This is a genomic window from Paradesulfitobacterium aromaticivorans, from assembly GCF_054657415.1.
Genome location: NZ_BAAHYT010000011.1, coordinates 195,195 through 217,979 on the forward strand (window position 1 = coordinate 195,195; position 22,785 = coordinate 217,979).

Here is a 22,785-nt window from a genome sequence, read left to right on the forward strand (position 1 = left end):
TATGAACGACAAGCAACGAAGCAATTTTGCCGGTTGCTTTTTTCTTACTTGATTTCAGGTTTTTAAGGCAAATTCCAGTTGGCACGCAAATTGCAAATTCAAAATAGTATGACTTTATTACTGGGAGGGTTGGAGTGTGACAATCTCGCAAGAATTAGCTCGTTTTACAGTTGACGCGCGTTATGATGATTTCCCGCCGGAGGTAATTCTGGCGGCCAAGGATGCTTTTCTTGACTGGCTAGGGTCAGCGGCGGCGGGTGCAGAAAAACCGCCTGGACAGATCATGCTTGCAGTTGTAGAGGAGATGGGAGGAAATCCCGAGGCCACGGTGTTAAGCACGGGCAAGAAAACCTCAAGCATTATGGCTGCGCTCGTTAATGGCGCGATCTCCCACATCGTTGAGCTTGATGATGTGCATAAAGCGTCCATTCTCCATGCTGGGGCTGCGATTATCCCGGCTGCTCTGGCAGCAGCCGAGAAAGCAGGAGCCTCCGGGAAAAGCTTACTTGAAGGAATAGTAGTGGGGTATGAAGTGGCCATTCGAATCGGGGAAGCAGTGACACCGGCACACTACTATTACTGGCATACTACCGGTACAGTCGGAACCTACGGAGCAGCAGCGGCTGCAGGTAAAATTCTAGGTCTGAATGAAGAGCAAATGACGGATGCCCTAGGGAGTGCCGGCACCCAGGCTGCGGGCTTATGGGAGTTCTTGGCTGATGGGGCTATGAGCAAGCATCTGCACCCGGGTAAATCCTGTCTCAATGGTCTGCTCTCTGCTCTCCTGGCACAAAAAGGGTTTACCGCAGCCAAAAAGATACTCGAGGGAGAGAAAGGGTTTGTCCGGGCTACGGCTATGGAATATGACTTAGAGAAAATCACCTCCGGTCTGGGCCAAGGGTTCAAAATCATGGAAAACTGTTATAAGATTCATGCTTCCTGCCGTCATACGCACCATGCGATTGACGTAGTGTTGGAGTTGGTCAAGCAACATAACCTCAAGCCGGAACAGATCGCAAAGATTGTAGTAAAGACCTACCCGATTGCCATTGACATCACAGGTAATTTTGCTCCTGATTCCCTGTATGCTGCCAAATTCAGTCTTCCTTTCTGCGTTTCGCTGGCTGCAACAGCAAGAAAAGCAGGCATAAACGAGTTCAGCCCAGAGAATCTGAACGACCCTGCGATCCGCGCTCTTCTCTCGAAAGTGGAACTGGTGGAAGATGCGGAGATCACCGCCCTTTACCCGGAGAAATGGCCCGCTGTGATTGAGATTACAGATACAGCAGGGACAACCCACGTGGGGAGAACAGATTATCCCCAAGGTGATCCGGAAAACCCTGTGACACATGAACAGTTAGTGGATAAGTTCCGGGAATTGGCTAAGCTTCACTTCTCCCTGGCGGGAGTAGAAAATATGATCGTTGCCGTTGATGAACTGGAGAACATCACAGATTTGTCTGAGATGCTACAGCGTGGTTTCGCCCAGTGAGGCAACACATATATAAGCAAGAGAGGAGGTTTTAGCAGTGGCAAATTCGTTTTTCTGGCGCAAACTGCATTCGTTATCCGGCATATTTCCGATTGGGATATTCCTAGTGGAACATATGTTCATCAACTCCTTAGCGGTAAAGGGAGAGAACGCTTTTAATCAGGGGGTGGCCTTGCTTCACAGTCTCCCTTATTTATGGGCCTTGGAAGCTGTGATAATTTTTGCCCCTATTTTATTTCATGCGCTTTACGGAATCTGGGTCGTGTATCTGACGCGCAACAATGTTCTGGCTTATTCCTATTTCCGCAACTGGCTTTTCTATGTTCAGAGGATCACCGCTCTCATAACGCTCGTTTTTGTGGGCTGGCATGTCCTGATTTTACGTTTTTCTTCCTCCGGTGAGATCAGCTTTAGCGTGGTCGCCCAGGCTTTTAGCAATCCTGTGGTTATTGCTCTTTATCTCATTGGCTTGATTGCCACTTTCGTTCATTTTGCCAATGGTCTTTGGTCCTTCCTCGTTTCCTGGGGAATTACGATTGGGGAAGGTGCCCAGAGAAAAGCAGCTTACGTGTCCACACTAGTATTTGTGCTCTTAACAGTTGTCGGAGTCAACGCATTACTGGCATTCAAATAAGAAGAGCCAAATGCCGTTTTATAATTATTACTGCATTTTGCGATTTGAGCAGAATCATTACGAACTTAAGAATTCAGAAAAGAAGGAGGGGGAGTTGTGGCAAATAAAGTTATTGTGGTTGGCGGCGGTCTTGCCGGGCTTATGAGTGCGATTAAGATTGCCGAAAGCGGCCACAAAGTAGATTTGTTTTCCCTGGTTCCTTGTAAGCGTTCACACTCTGTGTGCGCGCAGGGTGGAATTAATGCCGCTGTAAATACCAAGGGCGAGGGAGATTCCACGTGGGAGCATTTTGATGACACGATTTACGGCGGGGATTTTCTGGCGAATCAACCTCCGGTCAAGAATATGATTGAAGCGGCTCCTAGCATTATTTATTTGATGGACCGCATGGGAGTTACATTTAACCGCACCCCGGAAGGTTTTATTGACGTACGGCGACTTGGTGGTGCTAAGTATTCGCGTACGGTTTTTGCAGGGGCTACTACAGGGCAACAGCTTATTTATGCGCTTGATGAGCAAGTGCGCCGCTATGAAGATGTGGGTTTGGTGAGGCGCTATGAGGAATGGGAATTCTTATCGATTGTTCAGGATGATGAGGGACGCTGCCGCGGAATCGTGGTACAAGATCTGAAAAGTTTAGAGGTACAAGTGTTCCCGGCTGATGCAGTGATTATGGCCACAGGCGGCTTAGGTATGATATTTGGGCGCAGTACCAATTCCACGATCAACACCGGGGCGGCAGCTGCAGCCTTATACCAGCAGGGAGCGACCTATGCCAATGGCGAGTTTATTCAAATTCACCCTTCCGCCATTCCGGGCAGAGACAAACTGCGCCTGATGTCTGAGTCCATCAGGGGAGACGGCGGCCGGGTCTGGGTCTATAAAGATGGAAAACCATGGTATTTCCTGGAGGAATGGTATCCTGCTTATGGCAATATGGTGCCGCGGGATATTGCCACCAGGGCCATTTTCAAAGTTTGTGTGGACATGAAGCTGGGAGTGGACGGAGAAAACAAGGTATATCTCGACATTTCCCATCTCGATCCTAAAGAGATTAACCGTAAGCTCGCAGGGGTCGTCGATATCTATGAGAAGTTCGTTGGGGATGACCCGCGCAAGGTCCCGATGCAGACCTTCCCGGCTGTGCATTATTCGATGGGCGGGCTCTGGGTCGACTATGACCAAATGACGAATATCCCTGGGCTTTTTGCCGCTGGGGAGTGTGAGTACCAGTACCATGGAGCAAACCGTCTGGGCGGGAATTCTCTGGTGGCGGCGATTTATGCGGGCATGGTAGCAGGGCCCAAAGCAATTGAGTATGCCAAAGGCTTAAGCAAAAGTTCAACTGATCTGCCGCAAACGCTCTACCAAGCCGCGAAGACACGGGAAGATGAGCGCAACCAAATGATTTTCAAGATGCAGGGCAAGGAGAACCCATATAAGCTTCATCAGGAATTAGGGGAATGGATGCTGGAAAATGTCACGGTCGTCCGCTACAATGACAGGCTTAAAGCGACGGATGAGAAAATTCAGGAACTGATTGAGCGCTATCACAATATCGGTGTCGGTGCAGGGGTAGCCTGGGGCAATCAGATTGTTCCTTCTACCCGCAGACTCTGGACCATGCTGCACTTAGCCAGGGTCATTAGTTTAGGAGCCTTACACCGCAATGAAAGCCGGGGTGCTCATTACAAACCTGATTTTCCCGAGCGGGACGATGAGAACTGGCTCAAGACGACCAAAGCTAAATTTTCGGCGGACGGTCCTAGTTTCAGTTATGAACCGGTCGATACTGCTTATATTAAACCGCGCCAGCGTCGTTACGATGTTGCAAAAGAGGTGACGATGGCCAATGCTTAAAGAAATAACATTTATTATCAAACGCTCCGATAATCCTCAAGCACCTTCTTATTGGGAGGAATTTAAAGTACCGTATTTTCCTAAGATGAACGTAGTGGCTGCCCTGATGGAAATTCAGAAAAATCCGGTTAATGCCAAGGGAGAGGAAACTACTGCGGTGGCCTGGGACTGTAACTGCCTGGAGGAAGTGTGCGGAGCTTGTACGATGATCATTAACGGCACAGCGCGCCAAGCCTGTTCTGCTTTGGTAGATAATTTAAAGCAGCCGATTCGCCTGGCTCCGCTAACTAAATTCCCACTTATTCGGGATTTAGTGGTTGACCGGCAGGTAATGTTTGCTAATTTACGCAAGGTCAGAGCCTGGATTGATATTGACGGCACCTATGACATGGGTCCGGGGCCCAAGATCTCACAAAAAGTACAGGAAGCAGCTTATGAATTGTCCAAATGCATGACCTGCGGCTGCTGTATGGAAGCCTGCCCCAATGTCAACTCCAAGAGCAAATTTATCGGGCCTGCTGCTATCGCACAGGTTGACCTTGCCAACTCGCACCCGACCGGCTCTTTGCAGAAAGAGGCTCGCTTAGAAGCGTTAATGGGCGAAGGAGGGATCGCAGACTGCGGCAATGCTCAAAACTGTGCCAAGGCCTGCCCGAAAGACATTCCTTTGACCCGCTCGATTGCCAAGCTTAATCGGGAGACATCTGCCTACGCTGTGAAGAAATGGCTTGGAAGGTAGTTTATATTTTTAAGGAATTCTCATAGAGGATAGTCAAGTAGAAAGGGTGATTGCATGCGAGGCCGAACATTTCTCTTTGCCCCTGCCAGTGATCTGAAAAAGGCGGAAAAAGCGCTGACTTCAACGGCTGATATCGTGGTCTTAGATTTAGAAGATGCGGTGGCTCCAGCCGAGAAAGAGCAGGCCCGGGCCAATATAGAGGCGCTGCTCAAGGATGGAAAAGCCAAACCGGTGCTTGTGCGCATGAATGCCGTGACTTCGCCCTGGGCCCTTAAAGATTTGCTGGCAGTGCTTCCGCTTAATCCGGACGGAATCATGCTGCCGAAAGCAGAAATCGCTACTGATGTTAAGAAGGTTTGCTGGGTTATTACCCAGGTGATGGGAACGGATAGTGAGATCGGGATTTATCCTTTAATCGAAACAGCCGCTGGGGTCGAGCAGGGATTGGAAATCGCCCAGGCGAGCAGAAGGGTAAGACGTCTTGTCTTTGGGGCTCTCGACTATTCCCTTGATCTCGGTTTGAATTATACCGGAGATTCTTCAACTTTGGCTTATGCCAGGGCTCGCCTGGTCGGAGCCTCTGCTGCCGCCCGCTTAGAAGGGCCGGTGGATACGGTGTATCCGGCACTTAAAGATGAAGAGGGGTTGCGTAAGGATACTTTTGCGGCTCAGCTCGTGGGTTTTAAGGGTAAGCTGGTCATTCATCCGGCCCAGATCGAGGTTGTTAACGAAATGTTTACCCCGCCTGCCGAGGAGATTGAAGATGCCCGTCAAATAGTTTCGGTTTACCGCCAGGCCCAAGCGGAAGGCAAAGGGGCGGTGCAGTGGAAGGGCAAAATGCTGGACGAGCCGGTGCTGAAGCGGGCCGAACAGGTGCTGGCCCAATACGGGCAATCATAGACGTTAACGCAGGATGATAAGGGTTGGAAGGCTGCACAAGTGTTGGTAGAGGAGGGAGAAAACTCGTGGGTAAAATTCTTGAGAACTTCAGTAAACAAGTCATCGCCGAATACGGAGTTTCTGTTCCGAAAAGCGCAGTAGCCCATACCCCTGAGGAGGCTCGGGAGAAAGGGGAAAAACTAGGTTTCCCGGTCGTGTTAAAAGCGCTCGTTCCTGTTGGCAAAAGGGGAAAAGCCGGGGCTATTAAGTTTGCACCCAACGGGGAAGAAGCGGAAAGCCTTACCCGAGAGCTTCTGGGCATGACAGTAAGGCATTTCCCGGTGGAGAAGGTGTTGGTAGAAGAGAAAATCGCGATTGCTCAGGAATGGTATCTTTCGATTACTGTGGACAAAGGGAAGCAGGCACCTGTGATCATCGCCAGCCTTGAGGGCGGAGTGGATGTGGAGGAACTGAGCCGGGAGAAACCCGAAAAAGTATGCACCAGACATGTTGACCCTCTTTTCGGGTTGGCTGAGTACGAGGCTAAGGAAATATGGGCAGGACTCGGTCTCAGCGGCAAGCCTCTCACCTTAGCCACCCAGGCTTTGGTCAGGCTCTACCGGATTTTTAATGAAAAAGATGCGACCCTGTTAGAGATCAACCCGCTTGTTCTGACTGAAAGCGGAGAAGTCATGGCAGCGGCTTCCGTGATGAGTGTTGATGATAGTGCTATGTACCGCCATCCTGAACTCAGCAATATGGTGCAGTTAGGGAGCGAAAGGGCATGGCGTCCCCTGACAGAATTAGAAAAAGAGATGGTTGAAGTAAATGAAGCTGACCCGTATCGGGGCACGGCCCGCTACACCGAAATGGATGGAGGAAACATCGGTTTCCTCTGTGGGGGTGGGGGCGGGAGCCTACTGTCCTTTGATGCCATCGTTTCATTTGGCGGTAAACCTGCCAATTACAGTGAAGTGGGAGGCAACCCGCCCGAACGTAAGGTTTACGGCATTACCAAGGGGATTCTCTCCAAACCGGGGGTTAAAGGGCTGTTTGTCGCGCATAACATTACGAACAACACACAGGTTGATATCATGGCCAAAGGGGTCGTGCAGGCTCTCACAGACTTGGGCAAAGATCCGGCAACCTTTCCGGTGGTGGTTAGGGAAGCAGGGGTTAATGACGAAGTGGCAAGGGAAATTTTCACGGCTGCCGGCATTGAGTATTACGGGGATGATGCTACGATTACGGAAGCTGCCAAGCGCATCGTGGCAAGAGTACAGGCTTTTGAGGCCGGCGAGGGGAGGAACTAAGGATGTCCATATTGTTAGATAAAAATTCACGCATTGCCATTCAGGGAATCACCGGCCGCGAAGCAGCGATGGTAACGAAACACAGCTTAGACTACGGGACCACAATTTTGGCGGGAGTCACACCCGGCAAAGAAGGACAGGACGTTCATGGGGTGCCGGTCTATGATACTTTGAAAAAAGCGGTACAGGTGCACGGAGTTAACACCTCGGTTGTCTATGTTCCTCCGGCATTTGTCTATGATGCAGTGCTTGAGGGAATTGCCTGTGGGGTCAAACTCATTCTTATTGCCACGGAAAATGTGCCCCAGGGTGATGCCCTTAAATTCCTGGCCCGAGCTAAACAAGCAGGGGTACAAGTCATCGGACCTAATTCAGTTGGCATGATAACTCCCAAGGACCGGGTGAAAGTTGGGGCCATCGGCGGGGACAAAGTGGAACGCTGCTTTGCACCGGGGCGGGTAGGGGTAATCTCGCGCAGCGGTGGCATGACAGCCGAGACCTCCTGGATGGTTAAACGGGCCGGGTATGGGGTCAGTACTTCTGTAAGTATCGGCGGGGACGCCTTAATCGGCACAACCATTAGTGATTTGCTCAAGCTCTATCAAGCAGACTCCGAAACTGAGGCGGTTGTGACCTTTTCCGAACCCGGCACCAGTTTCGAAGAAGATGCGGCAGGGCTTATTCAAGCAGGTCAGTTTAATAAACCTTTGTTCAGTTTTGTGGCGGGTCGCTTCACGGAATCGATGCCGGAGGGGACGGTGTTCGGGCATGCGGGTGCCATGATTGCCGGCGGTGCAGGCAAGCCTTCGCAAAAAATGGCTAAACTTAAGTCCGCGGGGGCACACGTGCTTGAGCGGTTTGATGACCTGATACCGCTGCTTAAAGAGGTGCTTAAGTAGATCTCCTTAAAATATTTTCTTAAAAATCTTTTCAATACTTCCCAAAATAAGACGAATGATGTAATATTATGAAGACAATACTATAAGGGGGTGGGCAAACCACCCCCTTATTGCGCATCCCGGAAGGCGGCAGGAGGAGGTCGTAGTTCCGGGATTAGTCATGACTAAGGAGGAGTGATTCTTTTGCAGGCCACTATTGCTCTAATTATTTTTGTGCTTACTTACGTTCTGATCATTTCAGAGAAAGTGCACCGCGCCATTGCCGCGTTATTAGGCGGAATGCTCTTGATTTTGGCGGGGGTTCTGGGACAGGAAAAGGCTATTGAGCATATTGACTGGAATACCTTAGGGCTATTGATCGGAATGATGATCGTTGTGGGCATTACCCGCCGCACCGGTGTTTTCCAGTACTTAGCCCTGAAAGCAGTACGGATTGCCAAAGGGGAACCGATCAGGATACTCATAGCGTTAGCGACTGTAACCGCAATTCTGTCCGCTTTTCTGGACAATGTTACCACTGTTTTGCTGATCGCCCCCATTACTTTTACGATTGCGGACAGCCTTGGACTTAATCCGATACCTTTTTTGTTCAGCCAGATTTTGGCAAGTAATATCGGCGGCACTGCTACCCTCATCGGTGATCCGCCCAATATTATGATTGGAAGCCAAACACATTTGGGCTTTGTGGATTTTCTTATGAATTTAACTCCTGTAATCATTGTTATTCATATTGTTACGATGGGAATTTTCTATTTTCTGTACCGTAAAAAGCTTCAAGTCTCTGATGAGGTCAAACGTGCCGTGACCAATGTTAATCCGCGCGATGAGATTAAAGATTATAAGCTACTCAAGAAAAGCGTGTTTGTCTTGGCCCTAATCATTATAGGGTTTGTCCTGCACCAGGCGTTGCACCTGGAGTCTGCCACCATTGCCTTATCCGGAGCAGCCCTGCTCATGCTTATTGCCAAGGCGGAGCCTGAGGACATTCTGCTGGCTGTGGAGTGGCCTTCGATTTTCTTCTTCCTCGGCCTCTTCATTGTGGTTGGGGGGTTAGTTGAGACAGGGCTGATTAATAAGCTTGCTCAGTGGGCCTTGGAAGTAACAGCCGGGAATTTTGTGTTCACAGGCATGCTGATTCTCTGGCTTTCTGCGATTGCTTCCGCATTTGTGGACAACATTCCTTTTGTGGCAACCATGATTCCGTTAATTCACCAGATGGGGAATTTGGGCGGGCTCACACCCCAAGCTTTGGAGCCGCTGTGGTGGGCACTTTCTCTGGGAGCCTGCCTTGGAGGAAACGGCACGATCATCGGGGCTTCTGCCAATGTGATTGTCGCCGGCATTGCTGAGAAGAACGGTTACCCGATGCGATTCGTTCAGTACATGAAGCTGGCGTTTCCGATGATGCTGGTATCCGTGGCAATTGCCATGGTGTATTTGCTGATTTTCTATTTTTAGAATTCAAATTGAACTGCTGTTTGAAGCTGCCGTCCTAAAATTGTTAAGGGCGGCAGCTTTTTATTTCTCTAATAAAGGCAAATTTCCCTACGACACGAGCATAAATATTCCTTTCTTGTCGATGCTATAAATTAGTTGACAAAAAGAGTGAGGGCGCTATGATGAAAAGGAAAAGAGAGGGTTCCGCCAACTGGAGCAAAATCGGTAAACCTAAAAAAATCCTCAGTTTGATAATTTTTGGCCTGGTTCTTGGGATTGGCGTAGCCTTTGCTTTCACATCCTTATCCAATTACCAGGCACCTCCACCTGAGCTGATTATGGACAAGGCTGAGGGACAGGAGCCCGAAGCTGAATTTATGCCCCCGCCGCCCACTTCTGTGCGCCGGTTAACAGTGCTTTTGATAGGAGTTGACAGCAGGCCGGGGGAGCCATCAATCAGCAACACTGACACCTTGGTAGTAGCTCAGGTAAATGCCCAAACGGGTCAAATTGCGCTCCTATCCGTGCCGCGGGATACACAAGTGGAAATTCCAAGGTACGGGACGGGTAAAATTAATATGGCAGCCAGAGTCGGTACAGGTTTGGATACGACCAAGAAAGTGCTCGAAAAACTATTGGGCTTAAAGATTGATGGGTATGTGTTGACTGATTTTGCTGGGTTTAAAGACACCATTGATACGCTGGGAGGGATAACTCTCACAGTGGAAAAAGACATGTACTACGAGACAGGAGATCAAAACGATGGGATTATTGACCTTAAGCGAGGAACCCAGCGTCTAAACGGAACTCAAGCGCTGCAATACGCCCGTTTCCGTCAGGATGCGCTGGCAGACATCTCGCGCACGATGCGCCAACAGGCAGTCTTAAAAGCGGCTGCTCAGGAATTAATCCAGTTTAAGACGTTGCCCAAACTGCCGAAGGTGATTCCTCAGATTGTCCGTGCGGTCAAGACTGATCTTAAGCTAACAGAGATGTTGGCCATGGCCAATGTCATGGTGCGTCTTGACCAAGCGGCAGTCATTTCCCAGACTCTGCCCGGGAATTTTGTGACTGAGAAAGGAATTAGTTACTGGCAGGTTAACACCCAGGAGTCGAAAGAAGTCGCCCGTGATTTCTTTAGTAATGGCAAAACTGTAGATGTTTTTTCGCGGCGAGTGAGCAGTCAGGTAGCTCAGGGAGAGGAAGTTAAGGAAAAGAATTTACTCCCGGCTAAAAATGGGGGTGCTAAGGAGGTAAAGGACGGAGAATATGAGCAGGCTCAAGATATAGGTTTGGACGATGGCGCGGGCAGAGAAGAGGGTATGGAAGATCGTTCAGAACGTGCCGTATCCACTCACAAGTTAGACAAAGTTGAGTTAGAGAATGTTAAGCAGGATAATGCTAAGCTGGAGAAGGCTCAGGAAGACATTATCGTCGAGGTGGAGATTCTTGCTCCGCCTAACTAGGATTAGACTCAAGAAGGGATTTTATGATGGAGCAGTTTCTTGTCTATAATGATGGTCTCAAGGAAGTGGGCGCTCGCTTAGAAGATGTGTGCGCCCATGATTGTTTTCGGCTGGTGGTTGCGGACTTAGACGAATTACGGACGGGGCACGATCAGCTCTTTGACGTAAAATTGGAATTTAATGAAGAATTGTTTAACAAGACCCGCGTTGGGCCGTTTCTCGAACATTTAGGCCCTAAAGTTCACTATGGGTGTTTTTGTGATCTCGATGACAACGGGCGGGAAATGCGGTTGTGCCTTCTCCTGACTGAGAACTCGTTTGTGTTGATAGGTTGGGGAGAGCTCACTCGGGAACAAATAGCTATCTGGGCCCAACGCGGCATGCTAACTGACCCCATAGATTTAGCACAGATCCTGGGCCTTACAGTACTGCAACATCACCAGGCTAGGCTCGAACAGATAGAAGAAGAGATGGATCATCTGGAAGTGGAGATCTTAAAGGGTCCGCGGGCGTGGCAGCAAGCGCGCATTATCGGCTTGCACCGCAAAGTGCTGAGTCTTAAAAAATCCCTGAATTTGCATCAATCTGTCTTTAATAGGCTTGCGGATTTCCAGCCTTCCGCTGGTCCAGCCCTCTGGCGGGATCTTGTTTCTGATACCCAGAGGGAATTGGATAATGTGCGCCAGACTCATGAATTGGTGGAAAACTTGCGTGAGGCTTACCAAGCGGCAGTTGACAACCGCTCCAATGATATCATGAAGCTCCTCACCCTCATGGCCACGATTTTACTGCCGATAAACCTCTTAACCAGTTTTTTTGGCATGAATTTTCACAATATGCCTCTGCTTGATAAACCTTATGGGTTGCCTGTTTTTTATACTGTTTCAGTGCTAATTGCTGCCATGGCTTTTTGGTACTTCTGGAGGCAGAAATGGTTGAAGTGAGATGATGGTGAGGTCTATTATCATAAGATTTCGTGTCTCTTGCCATAATCGGTAAACAGATGTATAATAGCCGCGATTGTGTTAATTCAGGAGGACGGTATGGAAAAACTGTTTGAGAAGTTAAAAGAGTACCTGCATATGGATGATGAAATTCCATTCGAAGAGTTTTCGGAATACTACCACAGTGTCATGGACGAATTAAATGCCAATTTCCAGCAGATGGAGCAAGATGACCTTGTCAAAGCCCGCTACATATGCTCAATTGTGCAGTCCAACGCTGATTCGCGCTCGAAGCGTAGTAAGAGCAAGGGTAAGGTTTTTAAGAAGATGACTTCCAAGTGCGCTTTTTGGGCGGATGCCATTAATTTTAACCTTCTGAAAAGCGGACTATCTCAGGCTCAAATTGATCAGGCGACTGAAGAAATCAACCAAGCTGTTTAGAATTGTACTTTTAGGGACGGGTCTATGAATATCATTCTCTCGCACCGCCAGCTTGATTTTGACGCTTTGGCGTCCCTCGTAGCTGCCCAAAAACTCTATCCCAACAGTTTTTTTGTCATGGACGGAAAATCAAATCCTTATGTCCAGGACTTTTTGGCGTTGGCCAAAGACCGCCTGTCCTTTCGCCGGGCGCAGAATGTGGACTTAGCTGAGGTTAAGCGGGTAGTGCTTGTGGATACGCATGACTTGCGGCGTGCAGGGGGCTTGGGAGATAAAGTTGCTCACATGTCTGAAATTGAACTGGAAGTGTATGACCATCATCCCTACACCGGCACACTCCACCCGGGATGGGTTATTGAGCCGGTCGGAGCGTGTACTACCCTTCTGGTAGAGCGGCTGTCGGGTCTGCGGCTTCCTCTGAGCTCGTTTGAGGCTACTTTGATGGCTTTGGGCATTTACGATGACACCGGTAGTTTGCTTTTTGAAAACACCACCGTGCGCGATGTCCGGGCCGTAGCTTATTTATTGGAGCAAGGCGCTAATTTGAGCGTTGTTGCGGAATTACTGCGCAAAGGACTCTCAGACGAGCAAAAAGCGCTTTTACAGGAACTGCTCGATCATGGACGCACGGAAGTGTTTGACGGGGTTGAGGTGTACATTTCCTATGCCAAGATCGAAGAGTATATAGGAGGTTTAGCCCTCCTGGCTCACCGGGTGGGAGAACTGGAAGGAGCGGACACCTGGTTTTTGCTGGTGCAAATGGAAAACCGCCTGTACCTGGTTGCTCGTTCACGGGGCAAAGGGTTGGCGGTCAATGAAATAGTACAGGCATTTGGCGGGTCCGGGCATCCCAAGGCGGCCTCAGCCACCCTGAAGGGTGGAGATGTGGATGGCGCTCTGGCAAAACTGCGCGCGGAAATCCAGGGGCGTGTGCACCATCCGTACACTGCCAGAGATATGATGAGTTTTCCGGTCAAGGCTGTATTTGCGGATATGAAGCTGGCAGATGTGGAACAGATCCTGCTGAAATACGGGCATACCGGCGTCCCAGTCGTGGACCGGGAGCGCAAAGTGATTGGGATTATCTCGCGTCGGGATGTGGAGAAAGCCCTGCAGCACCGGCTGGAACACGCTCCGGTTAAAGGCTTCATGACTTCAGAGGTAATTACGGTTGACTCAAATGCCCCGTGGGAAGAAATCCAGAGGCTGATGGTGCAGCATGACATTGGGCGGGTGCCGGTGGTCGAGGACGGAAAAGTAGTAGGGATAGTATCGCGCTCCGATGTCCTGCGCATTATTCACGGCAGTGCAGTCCCGATCGAGGCAGCCTTAGCGCGCCAGCGCAGTCAGGCTATGCGCGAGGATATTCTTGATCTACTTGAACGGTTGCCTTCCTCTTTGTCTTCTGCAATCAAGATCGTGAGGGAAGTTGCCAACGACCAGGAATGTTCAGTGTACTTAGTAGGTGGGTTTGTACGCGACCTGCTTTTGCTTAGGCCCAGCCAGGATCTGGACTTTGTCGTAGAAGGGAGCGGACTTCGCTTTGCTCAGGCTCTGTACCGCCGCCTGCCGCAAGGAGAGCTGACCCTGCACTCCGAATTCGGCACGGCGCGTATTTCTTTTCCAGATGGCACTCATCTCGATGTAGCCAGCACTCGTTGGGAATATTATGCCTTTCCTGGTGCTCTCCCGCAGGTGGAGGAGTCTCGCCTGCGCGATGATTTGTTCCGGCGCGATTTTACAATCAACTCGATGGCAATTGCTCTCTGTGGGGAACGCTACGGGGAATTAATAGATTATTATGGCGGCTTGCGCGACTTGCAGCAAGGGGAAATAAGGCTCTTGCATAACTTAAGCTTTATTGATGATCCCACGCGCATGCTGCGAGCGCTCCGCTTCGCGGGCCGTTATCGCTTCAGTCTGGCGAAAGAGACTGTTGATGCCGCGCAGACTGCGCTGACTGCAGGTGTTCTGCGAAAGCTTAGTATGGAACGATTCACGGACGAATTTATGCTCATATTTCAAGAAGAGAATTATCCCGGGATAATTGAGTCTTTGCAGGAACTGGGAGTTCTAAAAACCTGGTTTGGGCAGGAGTTTCCCTGGAATACCGAAACTGATGGGGCATCTCTACTACTGGCACGTAACTGGATTAAGAGTTTAATTAAAATGAGTGCCGGAGACATTGAGAGTATCGTTGAGGGGCTTAGGCTGAACCGCGAACTGCGCGCCCGCACTCAGGAATATGTACGTCTAAAAACAGAATTAAAGAGCAGTCCTCTCACTCTGGGGGAGATAGATGCCAAGCTGGCGCATACTGCCCGCTGGCTGGTGGAACTACTCGCATCTGATCAAGAATTGAAAGAATCTTTGCAGGGTTATGTTAAGGCTTTGACGAACTTAAAGATGAGACTTGACGGTCATGCTTTGCTTTCACTGGGAGTGAAGGAAGGACCGGCTGTTGGGAGAGTGCTTAGGAGAGTCCGTCAGGCCTGGCTCGAAGGGAAGATAGGGTCTGAAGCTGAAGAAAAAGAATTCGTGATACAATTGCTGCGTGTAAAGGAATTCCGGACGAAAGGAATGGAGTGAATTTGTTTAATTTTGATCTCCCGAGTTTGATTGCCAATGTGCCCGCGCTCTTAATCGGGTTTGCCTTTCATGAATTTGCGCATGCCTGGATGGCGGACCGCTTGGGTGACCCGACTCCGCGTCTGACAGGGCGTCTTACCCTCAATCCGGTAGCACATCTGGATATTTTCGGGACGCTGATGGCGCTTTTCTATCGTTTTGGCTGGGCTAAACCTGTGCTAATAAATCCCAACAACTTCCGCGGCAATCCTTTGCGGAGCGAGATGTTGGTAGCCTTGGCCGGGCCGGTTATGAACCTGTTGATCGCATTTGTAAGCATGCTGTTGTGGGTAATGACGCTCCAATGGATGTACGATACGACTTGGGCTCCGGTGGTATCCGAGGTGTTTATGGCCATAGTGTTTATGAATTTGGGGCTTGGAATATTCAACCTGCTGCCTATTCCACCGTTGGATGGATTTTCTGTCATCGGCGGCTTTTTACCCAGCCGCTATGCGGAGCAATTTTGGGCCCTCAAACAATACGGCATGATTATTTTGCTCTTGGTTCTGTTTACGAATGTCCTGGGGAAAATTTTGCAGCCTGCAGTCATGTTTTTATTTAACCTGTACCGGACTATCGCGATTCTTATCCTGTCTCCGTTTTTTAGGTAAGTAATCAGGATTCAGAATTCAGAATTCAGAATTCAGAATACCAGGTCTCATTCTGGCTCCTGGCTCCTGACTCCTGACTCCTAAGTAGTCAGAAATATAATCTCTTCTACATTACTAATCAATAAAGGAAGTGTATCTGATGCCAAGAATACTCAGCGGCATGCGGCCAACCGGCTCTTTGCACATTGGACATTTGAGCGTGATTCAGAACTGGGTTGCGCTTCAGTCTCAATATGAAAGTTATTTTGCGATTGCTGACTGGCATGCCCTTACCACCGGGTATGCCGATTGTCTTGATCTGTCGGCTCTTCGCCGGGAGATAGCCCTTGACTGGCTCTGTGTCGGAATCGATCCGGAAAAAAGCGCGATTTTCATTCAGTCCGAGGTCAAGGAACATGCCGAGCTACATTTGCTCTTTTCCATGTTTACTCCTTTATCCTGGCTCGAACGCGTGCCCACGTACAAGGATCAGCTTCAACAGCTGGGCCAGGATGGAAAAGATCTCTCCACTTATGGCTTCTTAGGTTATCCTCTCCTGCAGGCTGCAGATATTTTGATTTACAAAGCTGATGCGGTTCCAGTGGGGGAAGATCAAATTCCGCATGTTGAGTTAACCAGGGAAGTGGCCCGCAGGTTCAATCATATGTATGAGCCGGTGTTCCCGGAACCTAAGGCTTTGATCGGCAAAGTTCCGCTGCTTCCAGGCGTGGACGGGCGCAAGATGAGTAAAAGCTACGATAATGCTATTTCTCTCACGGCCTCATCTGAGGAGATCTGGACGCGTGTGCAGCAAATGATTACAGACCCTGCGCGCCTGCGCAAGGATGACCCCGGCCACCCCGAAGTGTGTATCGTGCATAAGTTTCACGAAATTTACACACCTGAGATTGCGGAAGTCGAAGAGAACTGTCGCGGCGGTAAAATCGGGTGTGTAGCCTGTAAGAGAAATTTGGCCAATAACTTAGATAAACTTCTTGCTCCTTTCAGAGAGAGACGCGCTTATTGGGCTGAAGGAAAACGCGTGGAAAAAGTGCTGAAAGAAGGAGCGGAACGAGCGCGGGCTACGGCGCAGGAGACCATGAAAGAAGTTCGCACAGCGATGGGCCTGTAATGGAAGAGGGACGCCGCCTTCCCTATGTTCAGCTGCCTGCCTTCCAAGGACCGTTGGATTTGCTTTTGCACTTGATCCAACAGGAAAAAGTAGATATCTGGGATATTCCAATCGCCCGCATTGCTGACCAGTTTGTAGAAGCAGTGCGGGACATGGACTATCTGGATATGGAAGTGACCAGCGAATTTCTGGTCTTAGCTGCCCAACTCCTTTATCTTAAGTCTTTGTTTCTGCTCCCTAAACCCAAGCCTGAAAAAGAGGAGGTTGAGGAAGAGGACCCACGGCGGGAGCTTGTGGAACGATTGCTCGCTTACCGCTCATTTAAGCAGGCGGCAGAGATTCTCGCCTCGTATGAGTCGTCTTCCGGACATACTTATTTTCGCGAAATTGATGTTGAAGGGATACTTGCTTCTTTCCCGCCTGAAGAAGATCCCCTCAAGGGAGTCGGGTTTGGGGATTTGATCGAGGCATTCAGGCGGGTGTTCGAGCGGGCAGAGCAAGGTGAAGAAATCCGCCGCATAGCTCCCGAAGAAATCACCATCGAGGCCATGGCGCGGGATGTTTTGCGCCGTGTGGTTCTTAATCCGCATGGAATTCGGTTTCAGACCCTCCTGCGTTTTAGTTCGCGCCTTGAAGTGGTGATGGCTTTTTTATCTGTGCTTGAACTCCTTAAATCCGGTAAAATCCGGGCTGAGCAACCCACGCATCGAAGTGACATCACAGTGTTTCCCACGGAAGAAGCTTTGCTGGATGTTCAAGTAACGGATTAATGCGTTGCAATTTGCGGTACCGCAGCTGCAACTTACGATAATTCGGCCGGAAGGCTTGGTATCAGAATGGTTTTAGTATCGATAATAGTTTTATATCGATAATAGTTTGGGACAGGAGTAGGTGTAATGCTCTTTCGCGAGAAAGAAATGGCTGCCTTGGAAGCGCTTTTGTTCGTGGCTAAAGATCCGCTAACTCTGGCATCTTTGGCTGACCTCCTTAACTTGACGTCTTCTGAGGTTGCCGAACTAGTGCAGGAATTGGAACAGATTTATGCAGCCCCAGAGCGTGGTTTGGCGCTCATCCGTGTAAATGACGGATTTAAGCTCGCTACCAAGCCTGAACTGGCTTCCTACATTGAAGTCCTTTACAAACAGCCTACTCAGAGTCTGTCAGCGGCAGCTCTTGAAGTGCTTTCCATAATCGCCTATAAGCAGCCGACTACCAGAGGAGAAATTGATTTTCTGCGCGGAGTTCAGTCTGACAGAGCTGTGGCAACCTTGATCGAGAAAGGGCTGGTTAAGGAAGTGGGACGCAAAGAGAGACCTGGCCGTCCTATTTTATTCGGAACCACGGAGAAGTTTCTCGTTCATTTTGGTTTGCGTTCACTCGCTGAGTTGCCAAATTTGCAGACAGAAGTCCTAGCTGAGAGTGCCAGCGCGGTCGAGGAATAATCATATGTTTTATAGCAGTGCAAGAACTGAGTTTATTGTTGTAGAGTATGTAAATATACCGGGTGCCTGCGCCCGGTATATTTATTGCTTTGCCCGGGAAGGCTAACACTTATCGAAAATCGAATCTCGAATATCGAACCTCGAAGAGGTGGTTCCGTGCGCTTCTTGGCGTTCTTCATCGCTGCGCTCTTGTGGCTTGCTGTTGTGATGGCCCTCAGAGCGGTGGTGGATTTCCGTTACCGGCGAATTAAAGAGTGTGATCATATTGAGCTCGAATTAAGCATCTTACATGGGATTTGGAAGTTTCAGGTGGAGATTCCCACCGTTCAATTGGAATGGGAGCAAGGGCCGCAACTAGAATTAAAACAGAATGTCAGTTCTGCTGCTGCCGGCAAACGTGAGGGTAAGAGCGAGATGCGCATGCGCTATGTACATAAGCGATTCTTCTACCGTTTCTGGCCGCGCTTTCCCTATTTCTTAACCAGGCTGCAGCAGGCGAAGGCCCGTTTTTATCAGGGTATTCACTGCACTGAGTTGGAATGGCGCTTTGCCATAGGGTATAAGGATCCGACGCAAACCGGGTTGGCTGCAGGCGCTTTTTGGGCTCTCATCGGGTACTCTCTCGCCCGATTTTACCGCCAGATTAAGGTCGAGGTGAAACGGCCGCTGCTGGAAGTCGTACCGGATTTTCAGAAACAAGGGTTTTCGTGTGATATTCATTGTATATTCAAGTTGCGAATCGGCCATATTATTTTTGCCGGATTAAATTTGGTGCGGACTCTGGTGCGTGAACTAAGGGGGTAGACGGGATGGCGAATCATCCAATTGAAGCTCTTATGAAAACGGCAATGGAAAGCATTCAGCAGATGGTGGATGTGAATACGATTGTCGGTGATGCTGTTGAAACTCCGGATGGCTCAGTTATTATTCCGGTCTCAAGGGTGGCCTGCGGCTTCGCGGCCGGTGGCAGTGAGTTTCCACCGCCTGAGGGCCACAAAGGGAATAATGGGGATTCTCAGGAAAACGAGAAGTCTGGTTTACCCTTTGGGGGGGGCAGCGGGGCAGGAGTTTCGGTACAGCCAGTCGGTTTTTTAGTTGTGGGTAATGGCCAGGTAAGGCTGTTGCCTGTGGAAGGAAATTTAATTGTAGATCGGGTAATTGATGCTGTGCCAGACCTTTTGGACAAAGTGTCCGGCATGTTTAAGAAAAAGGAAGAGCCAAGTGATGTCACTATTATGGCTGATGAATAAGTCAGGCTGCTCTGAACTCAGAATTCGTTAGTGAATAAAGATCTTGGATTTTAATACCACCCGAAGACTGGCTGCAGGGACGATAGCCAGTCTTTTTTGCGGTCTAATCCTATCCCCCCGGTCATAAATTTGAGACAAGGGGGATGGAATATGGTTAATTTCATTTGGCTTATTATGCTCGCTACCGGAATAATCATAGCGGCTTTTACCGGCCGGATCGAAACAGTTACCACCTCGGCGATGAAGGCCGCTGAGTTGGGAGTTGAAGTGGCTATCGAATTAATCGGGGTTATGAGCTTGTGGCTGGGGCTTATGCGTCTGGCCGAGGAAGCGGGATTTATCCGCCTGGTAGCCCGCGTGTTCGGGCCTGTGATTCGCAAGCTTTTCCCATCGCTTAAACCTGAAAGTCCTGCCTTAGGGGCTATTATCATGAATTTGAGCGCCAATATCTTAGGCTTGGGCAATGCGGCTACTCCCTTCGGGCTTAAGGCCATGCAGGAACTGCAAAAGGAAAATCACAATCCGGAAGTGGCCAGTCCGGCAATGATTACTTTTCTGGCCCTGAATACTTCCTGTATCACTCTGATTCCGGCAACGATTATCGGAGTGAGATTAAAAGCTAACTCACTTAACCCGACCGAGATCATAGGTACTACTATTTTTGCAACCGGATGTGCCATGACAGTGGCAATTATTGCCGATTTTATCTTCAGGCACAGGAGGATACAATGAACATCATCGCTGAGATTTCGCGCTGGGCAATTCCCCTGCTCCTCCTATTAATTCCGGTGCTGGCTTACTGGCGCAAGGTTCCTGTGTATGAGTCTTTTGTGGCGGGAGCGGAAGAAGGTTTCAAGACCGGAGTGAGAATACTGCCGTTTTTGATCGGGATGCTCGTGTCGATTCGCATTTTCATTGATTCCGGTGCTCTTGATATCTTGGCCCGCTTGTTGGCACCCATCTTTAATTACTTTGGCCTTGATTCTAACCTGACGGCGATTATTCCTCTGGCAATCCTCAGACCTTTAAGTGGTTCCGGAGCCTTGGGGGTAGCTACCCAGCTCATTAATCAGTACGGCCCTGATTCTATGATTGGGCGTTTGGCTTCGACCTTGCAGGGAAGTACAGATACCACTTTCTTCGTATTGACTGTGTATTTTGGTTCGGTAGGAATCCGCAAATACCGCTACGCGCTTAAAGTCGGGCTGCTGGCAGACTTAGTAGGGCTTATCGCATCAATTTGGATTGTTAATCGGGTTTTTTAACAATCTTGGAATTGCGTAAAGAGAAGGATGCCCTGAGTGCTGTTTGAGCATACTACTGATGAACCGAAAGGGGGCATTAGAAGTATGCTTTTTGTGGTTCTGCCGGCTTATAACGAAGCAGGGGCTTTACCGCTATTAGTGGCAGATATTGAAGAAACATGCAGACACTTGCAGCACCGCATTATAGCAGTAGATGATGGTAGTAGCGATGATACGGGAGAAGTGCTCCACTCTCTTAAGCGGGAATACGTCAACTTTGACTTTGTACAGCATGAAGAGAATAAAGGACTTGGAGAGGCTCTGTTGAGTGGCTTTCAAACAGTTATTAAATCAAGGGATATGCATTCCGACGACCCGAAGTCCTTCCGCTCAAACTTCTTCTACGAAGTGGGAGAAGTGGGTACTCTCCCTGATATTGTGGTAACCATGGATGCTGACAATACCCATCCTGCTGAGTGTATCCCAGCGCTTGTGGCGAAGATAGGGGAGGGGGCAGATTTAGCGATAGCTTCCCGTTATGTAAGCGGAGCTAAACAAACGGGGTTGGCCGCGTTCCGGCGGCTTCTCTCCTGGGGTGCGGGTGCGGTAATGCATGTTTTCTTCCCAATCAGCGGAGTGCGGGACTATTCCTGCGGTTACAGGGCCTATAGGCTCTCAATTCTCGAAAAGGGACTTACTCTTTATGGACAGAATTTGATTGAAAGCCGGAACTTTGCCGGGATGGTAGAGCTTCTCTTAAAAATTACACCTTTTTGCCGCCGGATCGCTGAGATACCGCTTGATCTTCACTATGAGCGTAAACAAGGGCTGAGCAAGATGAAAATCCTTGCCACAATCTGGGGATATCTATACTTGATTTACCGCTTGAAACGGAAGAATTGGGGTTCGCTTGAATGGGCAGGAGAATAAACAGTCGGATTTCAGATGCTATTGCTAAAAGAAACAAGCCTGCGTTACAAGAAGGCACAGGGACAGGAATACATAAGTTGGTTTTAGGCGCGATACTTGTGGTGGCATTGGTTTTCAGGCTGAAAGGAATTGAGAATCCACTTTTGGACGATCAAGCCTGGCGTCAGGCAGATACCGCGAGTATGGCCCTAAACATGCTGGGTCGTCTTAGTGATATTCCGGCTGTGTTTTTTCCTTATCTCAATTATGATGGTAGGGTACCGCAGCGGGTTGAGCTGGAATTTCCTTTTTTGCCGTATTTATTGGCTGTAACCTGGTCGATCTTGGGCTGGGCTGACATTTGGGGGCGCTTTTGGGCGGTCGGGTTTTCCCTGCTGGCGGTCTGGGGGATCTATGATCTTAGCCGCCAAATCTTCTCCGAACGCGCGGGTTTGATAGCAGCAGGTATTTATGCCGTCTTGCCGCTCTCTGTGTATTATGGGCGGGTTGTGATGCCCGAACCGATAACCCAAGCTTTCAGCATCTGGGCTTTGAGCTTAATCCAGCGTAAGCGGGGGCGAGAGCAAGTGCTCGCTTTCTTAGGTCCGGCTCTTTTGATGGCGGCTGCTATTTTAGCGAAACTGCCGCAATTAATGTTATTTCCGGTTGCAATATTACTCGGATTTTGGCCTTTTAACCAAAAGAAGGTGGCTGGTCTTTTCTTCTATACCTTAGTCGCTCTTCTTCCGCCTATGGTATACTATATAGGGGTACATATTGGGGTTGCGGCGGACAGTCAATTCGTATCCGGAATTCTCTCACAGCAAGTTGCCCATAATAGCGTTTTAGACTGGGAAACGCTTTTCCGCCATTTGCGTGGAGGAGTATCAGTCGGGATTCCTTTCCTAGCAGTTGTGGGAGCAGCCCGTGTGTTTTTTTTAGAGCGTTCCCCAGCCCGCATAGCCTTAAGCGTCTGGCTCGGAATCAGTCTTTTATACATAACAGTGGTATGCGTACGCATTTCTCTTGATTATTACTTGCTTCCTGTGGTGCCGTTAATCTCTCTGCTCTCAGGTGCAGCTCTGGATATGCTGGATCGTGTTCCGGGAACAATCGCGGGGATCATTGTGATTTCTTTAGTGATCTATTATTCTACTTGGATCATTCAGCCAAAATACATCTGGGATGCCCGTTATTTAACTCAGGCGGTATGGCTTCGGGAAAACACTTTACCTAACAGTGTCTTGGTACTGAGTGATGGTCCACCGATGACTTTTTATTATGCCCAGCGGGTGGGTTTCAGGCTAATACACTCCGATGACCGGCAGGCATTCCAAGATCTAGGTAAAATACCGGGTAATTTCCTGGTTGTGTTGCCGAAGACTGCCCGGGAAGAGAGTTTTTTGCAGCAAGTAAGGCAATCTTACCCGGAGGTCGGGCCGGGGGTTTTCAGGCTTCAAAATTAATCGGTTGAAGGAGAGAC

The 22,785-nt window shown here is 49.4% G+C and carries 22 protein-coding genes; all 22 read left to right on the forward strand.

Annotated elements, in window-relative coordinates:
* Positions 1-136 precede the first annotated feature (136 nt).
* A complete protein-coding gene (locus ACYQ2N_RS17755; protein WP_460000755.1) occupies positions 137-1,492 on the forward strand; it encodes an MmgE/PrpD family protein in 1,356 nt (451 codons plus the stop codon).
* A gap of 37 nt (positions 1,493-1,529) precedes the next feature.
* The gene (locus ACYQ2N_RS17760) at positions 1,530-2,126 is read left to right on the forward strand and encodes a succinate dehydrogenase cytochrome b558 subunit (RefSeq protein ID WP_460000756.1); all 597 of its coding nucleotides are present in this window, start codon (positions 1,530-1,532) and stop codon (positions 2,124-2,126) included.
* A 141-nt stretch (positions 2,127-2,267) separates the two neighbouring features.
* Positions 2,268-3,986, forward strand: coding sequence for a succinate dehydrogenase flavoprotein subunit (gene sdhA, locus ACYQ2N_RS17765; RefSeq protein WP_460001748.1), 1,719 nt, complete (start codon positions 2,268-2,270; stop codon positions 3,984-3,986).
* Positions 3,979-4,725 carry a succinate dehydrogenase iron-sulfur subunit gene (sdhB, locus tag ACYQ2N_RS17770; RefSeq protein WP_460000757.1) on the forward strand — a complete coding sequence of 249 codons (747 nt, stop codon included), beginning with the start codon at positions 3,979-3,981 and terminating at the stop codon, positions 4,723-4,725. The genes sdhA and sdhB overlap by 8 nt, the downstream gene beginning before the upstream one ends.
* Positions 4,726-4,779: 54 nt before the next feature.
* Positions 4,780-5,625, forward strand: coding sequence for an HpcH/HpaI aldolase/citrate lyase family protein (locus ACYQ2N_RS17775; protein WP_460000758.1), 846 nt, complete (start codon positions 4,780-4,782; stop codon positions 5,623-5,625).
* Between the two features lie 65 nt (positions 5,626-5,690).
* Positions 5,691-6,917, forward strand: a complete 1,227-nt coding sequence (locus ACYQ2N_RS17780) for a succinate--CoA ligase subunit beta (protein WP_460000759.1) — start codon at positions 5,691-5,693, stop codon at positions 6,915-6,917.
* 2 nt (positions 6,918-6,919) lie between these two features.
* Complete coding sequence (locus tag ACYQ2N_RS17785) at positions 6,920-7,816, forward strand: succinate--CoA ligase subunit alpha (protein WP_460000760.1); 897 nt, start codon at positions 6,920-6,922, stop codon at positions 7,814-7,816.
* 183 nt (positions 7,817-7,999) lie between these two features.
* Entirely contained in the window at positions 8,000-9,274 is a 1,275-nt protein-coding gene (locus ACYQ2N_RS17790) for an ArsB/NhaD family transporter (RefSeq protein WP_460000761.1), read from the forward strand.
* 161 nt (positions 9,275-9,435) lie between these two features.
* Entirely contained in the window at positions 9,436-10,719 is a 1,284-nt protein-coding gene (locus ACYQ2N_RS17795) for an LCP family protein (RefSeq protein ID WP_460000762.1), read from the forward strand.
* Positions 10,720-10,742: 23 nt separating this feature from the next.
* Complete coding sequence (locus ACYQ2N_RS17800) at positions 10,743-11,663, forward strand: CorA family divalent cation transporter (RefSeq protein WP_460000763.1); 921 nt, start codon at positions 10,743-10,745, stop codon at positions 11,661-11,663.
* A gap of 99 nt (positions 11,664-11,762) precedes the next feature.
* Positions 11,763-12,104 (forward strand): hypothetical protein, encoded by a 342-nt coding sequence (locus ACYQ2N_RS17805; protein ID WP_460000764.1) that lies wholly within the window; start codon positions 11,763-11,765, stop codon positions 12,102-12,104.
* Positions 12,105-12,128: 24 nt separating this feature from the next.
* A complete protein-coding gene (locus ACYQ2N_RS17810; protein WP_460000765.1) occupies positions 12,129-14,693 on the forward strand; it encodes a CBS domain-containing protein in 2,565 nt (854 codons plus the stop codon).
* Positions 14,694-14,695: 2 nt separating this feature from the next.
* Positions 14,696-15,346 (forward strand): site-2 protease family protein, encoded by a 651-nt coding sequence (locus ACYQ2N_RS17815; RefSeq protein ID WP_460000766.1) that lies wholly within the window; start codon positions 14,696-14,698, stop codon positions 15,344-15,346.
* Between the two features lie 136 nt (positions 15,347-15,482).
* Entirely contained in the window at positions 15,483-16,457 is a 975-nt protein-coding gene (trpS, locus tag ACYQ2N_RS17820; protein WP_460001749.1) for a tryptophan--tRNA ligase, read from the forward strand.
* Positions 16,457-17,227: a segregation and condensation protein A gene (locus ACYQ2N_RS17825; RefSeq protein ID WP_460000767.1), complete on the forward strand. Its 771-nt coding sequence runs from the start codon at positions 16,457-16,459 to the stop codon at positions 17,225-17,227. The genes trpS and ACYQ2N_RS17825 overlap by 1 nt, the downstream gene beginning before the upstream one ends.
* A gap of 126 nt (positions 17,228-17,353) precedes the next feature.
* Positions 17,354-17,899 carry an SMC-Scp complex subunit ScpB gene (scpB, locus tag ACYQ2N_RS17830; protein ID WP_460000768.1) on the forward strand — a complete coding sequence of 182 codons (546 nt, stop codon included), beginning with the start codon at positions 17,354-17,356 and terminating at the stop codon, positions 17,897-17,899.
* Positions 17,900-18,055: 156 nt separating this feature from the next.
* Complete coding sequence (locus ACYQ2N_RS17835; protein WP_460000769.1) at positions 18,056-18,703, forward strand: DUF2953 domain-containing protein; 648 nt, start codon at positions 18,056-18,058, stop codon at positions 18,701-18,703.
* 5 nt (positions 18,704-18,708) lie between these two features.
* The gene (gene ytfJ / locus ACYQ2N_RS17840; RefSeq protein ID WP_460000770.1) at positions 18,709-19,149 is read left to right on the forward strand and encodes a GerW family sporulation protein; all 441 of its coding nucleotides are present in this window, start codon (positions 18,709-18,711) and stop codon (positions 19,147-19,149) included.
* Positions 19,150-19,299: 150 nt separating this feature from the next.
* Entirely contained in the window at positions 19,300-19,881 is a 582-nt protein-coding gene (locus ACYQ2N_RS17845; RefSeq protein WP_460000771.1) for a nucleoside recognition domain-containing protein, read from the forward strand.
* Positions 19,878-20,414 carry a spore maturation protein gene (locus ACYQ2N_RS17850; protein WP_460000772.1) on the forward strand — a complete coding sequence of 179 codons (537 nt, stop codon included), beginning with the start codon at positions 19,878-19,880 and terminating at the stop codon, positions 20,412-20,414. The genes ACYQ2N_RS17845 and ACYQ2N_RS17850 overlap by 4 nt, the downstream gene beginning before the upstream one ends.
* Before the next feature lie 84 nt (positions 20,415-20,498).
* On the forward strand, positions 20,499-21,323 hold the full coding sequence (locus tag ACYQ2N_RS17855) for a glycosyltransferase (protein WP_460000773.1): 825 nt from the start codon (positions 20,499-20,501) through the stop codon (positions 21,321-21,323).
* A complete protein-coding gene (locus ACYQ2N_RS17860) occupies positions 21,308-22,768 on the forward strand; it encodes an ArnT family glycosyltransferase (protein WP_460000774.1) in 1,461 nt (486 codons plus the stop codon). Before ACYQ2N_RS17855 ends, ACYQ2N_RS17860 begins: the two co-directional genes overlap by 16 nt.
* The last annotated feature ends 17 nt before the right edge of the window (positions 22,769-22,785 follow it).